We start from the raw sequence: 3,176 nt of genomic DNA on the forward strand, positions 1-3,176 counted from the left end.
AGCCGCCAGCAGAAAGCGAGAGCCGCCAACTCCTGCGCCAATATCTCCCGCGCCGCGCTCATTCGCGTATCTCCACCAGCGGCACGGACGGCGCTTCCCCGGCGGCAAAGGTCGCGCGGCTGATCTCCAGCCGGTCAGACGCGAACCGCACCGGCACATCGAAATAGAAACCCGCCCGGATCGCCGCGCCGCTCGCCGGGGCCGTGTCGAACGCGATCACCCCCTTGCCGATATGGGTCCATCCGGTCAGCCGTTCCGTGCCGTTCACCGACACGCGAATGGTGCCCGCCACCGGCCGGGTGATGGCGCGCCTTTGCCCGTCCACGCCCTCGCCATAATATTTGCAGAGCGGGAACTGGCTCGCCACGCCGTCGCCGGTACCCAGATATTGATCCATCGGCGTCGGCGTTTCCCCCACATCACCGCTCCCATTGTCGAACGGGTCGGTGAAGCGGAAACCCCGCGCCGCGCCCCGCCGCGCCCGGAAGAATCCGGCCAGCATCGCCATGTCCGCCTCCGACCGCACTCCCGGCCCGGCGTCGAAGGACAGGCGCGCATCCGCCCAGTCGCTCGACCGCCTTTCATGCCCCGAAGGACTCTCCACCGTCTGCGTGGAGAAGGCCGGCGACAGGCTCGCCTCGCGCCCGATCGCGATCGGGAAATGCACATCGTCGAAAGCCTGCATCTGCGCCTCCCAATTGCGGAAGAAAGTGAACCCGTCGCGCGCGACCTGCGGCAGCGCCCAGATGAAGGTCGCCGCCGTCCCGCGCGCGACCGACGCCTCCGCCGCGTCCGAAATCCGCGCCCATTGCGCGGCATCCTCGGCCCGCAAGACGAAGCCCGAAAAATAATGTTGCGCAGCAATCGGGTATCCCAGCCGCACCGTCGCCTGCTCCACGCCCCGCGCCGTCTGCCCGGAACGCCCCTGCGTCACCCAGTCATAATCCTCAAGCTGCAGCACGTCGAAGGCCGGGCTTGCCCACCCCAACGGCATGTTCGCGCGCTTCGCCTCCGGCGCCGCCAGGTCCAGCACGGTCGGCAGATAGGTCAGCAGATGCATGACCGCCCCCGGCGCAACATCGCGCACCGCATCGCACAGCGCCGCCGTGGAGTTCGCCAGCACCACCCCCGCCGCATCCAGCAACGCCTTCTGCGGATCGCTCAACACCCCGCGCACATCGGCTATCACGACCGGCGATCCGCCGAACGCCGCCCGCGCCGCATCGTCATACAGGCATATCCGCCCGTCGGCGGGGATGGTCCACCACCACGGCTCCCCGACCTGAAACTTGACCGGCAATCCCGCAGCATTGGCGATGCCAACGAACGCCCGCGCGACCGCCTGCAAATATCCCATCGCGCTCCCATTGGCGGGCGACAGCAGGGTCGATGGCGGGTCCCATCCGGTCAGCGCCCGGTCGCCATTGGCCGCCCGCTGCTTCCACGCCTCCGGGCAATGCACGTCCAGCAATTCATAGGAGAGCGACCAGATGATCCCGAACCCCAGCGCCTTCGCTCGGCTCCCGAAATCCGCATGCCACGCCGCGCACGGCCCGTTCAGCGCCCCACCGCTGAGCGTCGCCTTGCCCGCAGCATCCAGCCGGAAATAATGGCTCATCCCCACATAGTGGTTGACGTCCCCGCGATAGCCCAGCGCCATGATGCTGCGCAGCATTCGCTCCGGCGTCTGGTTGCATCCGTCATCATATCCGGTGGCCATCGACAGCCCATGTTCGGGCATCATCACGTCGCCAATGTCGAGCACAGACCCCGATCCGTCGCAGCGCATATCCGTCAGTTCCGCCCACCCCTGCGCAGGCGTGGCGAACACCGTCTCGCCCGCATCATAGGCGGGCGGCACCAGCGAGATGAACATCCGGTCGACATCCCCCGCCCACACCGGGTCTGCCTCCCCCGGCAGCAAAAAGCCGCCGTTCAGCGCCGCAAAATCCAGCACGACCTGCGCGTCATCGGGATCGCCATCGGCATAGTTCCACAAGCGCACATACCAGGTGCGCGGCGCTCCGCCCGCATCCCGCCCCTTGATCGTCAGCGTCGGACCATGCACCGCGTCGAGCGGCTTTATCCCCCCGCTCCGCCACCGGAAGCGCAGCACGCAGTTCCGGAAATCCCGGTCCGTCGCATAGGCGAGCAATGGATGGTCCCAATGGTCCTCCGCATCCCAGATCAGCCCCGCCAGATCGCCCGACCCGTAAAACACCGCATCCACCCGCAGGTCATCCGCGCCCATCGTCACCACGCTGGCCATCACCGGTCGGGGAAAGTTGACGGTCCACAGCATCGGCGCAAACCGCTTGACCCGCCCCACCTCCTGCCCCCGCCGCACATCCGCCAGCCAGTAGGTCATGCGATGCTCCCCCCTAAACTCCCCGGAAGAGAGCAAGACGCACCCCTTCCCCTCGTCATTCCCGCGAAGGCGGGAACCCATCTCTCAACGATGCACAACCGGACCCGGTAGAGACGCCTCCACCCCTCGTCATTCCGGCGCAAGCCGGAACCCATCTCTCCCCACGCCCAGCCCGTGCCCAAGGCGAAATGGGTCCCGGATCAAGTCCGGGGATGACGAGTTGATTATGCAAAACACCGTCATTCCCGCGACCCGATGGGCGACCGTAGGTCAACGCGGGAACCCATCTCCCCCCGCAACACAGGGGGACGATGTAAGGGAACAAATCCCCCTCACCCCACCACACCAAAGAGCCGCCGAAGATTTGCGCGGGCTTCGCGCCGCATCTAATCCCCGTCATTCCGGCGCAAGCCGGAACCCATCTCTCCCCACATCCACCCCGTGCCCAGGGCGAGATGGGTCCCGGATCAAGTCCGGGATGACGGGTTTTTCTCTCCTGATCGTCATCCCCGCGGAAGCGGGGACCCATCTCCCAACCATGCACAAGCGGAGAAGGCCGGAGATAGCTTCCCGCTTTCGCGGGAATGACGATCGAATTGTTTGAACCCTACTCCCCCAAAGCCCCCCGCACCGCCCGCGCCACCTGCCGCGCGCTGCGCGCCAGCGCCTGCGGAGCCTCACCGCCCGCCGCATTCACATTCACCGTCACCCGCACGTCGCGCGCACCGCCAGCGCCGGACGGCACCACCCGCCCGCTGCTCGTCGGCACGAACAGCTCCGGCCCGCGCTCGCCGACCAGATAGCCGCG

Annotated in this window: 1 protein-coding gene and 1 pseudogene; both read right to left on the bottom strand. The window is 67.2% G+C overall.

Annotation, left to right across the window (positions count from 1 at the left end):
* Positions 1-58 precede the first annotated feature (58 nt).
* Complete coding sequence (locus BHQ40_RS24350; RefSeq protein ID WP_070158268.1) at positions 59-2,368, bottom strand: DUF2460 domain-containing protein; 2,310 nt, start codon at positions 2,366-2,368, stop codon at positions 59-61.
* A gap of 607 nt (positions 2,369-2,975) precedes the next feature.
* A pseudogene (locus BHQ40_RS24355) lies at positions 2,976-3,176 on the bottom strand (tail tape measure protein); the annotation flags it as partial.

Source organism: Sphingobium phenoxybenzoativorans (genome assembly GCF_001757355.1).
Lineage (GTDB): Bacteria > Pseudomonadota > Alphaproteobacteria > Sphingomonadales > Sphingomonadaceae > Sphingobium > Sphingobium phenoxybenzoativorans.

Excerpts from the sequence above, each read along its gene's own strand:
- BHQ40_RS24350 (WP_070158268.1), bottom strand. The coding sequence starts at position 2,368 with ATGACCTACTGGCTGGCGGATGTGCGGCGGGGGCAGGAGGTGGGGCGG.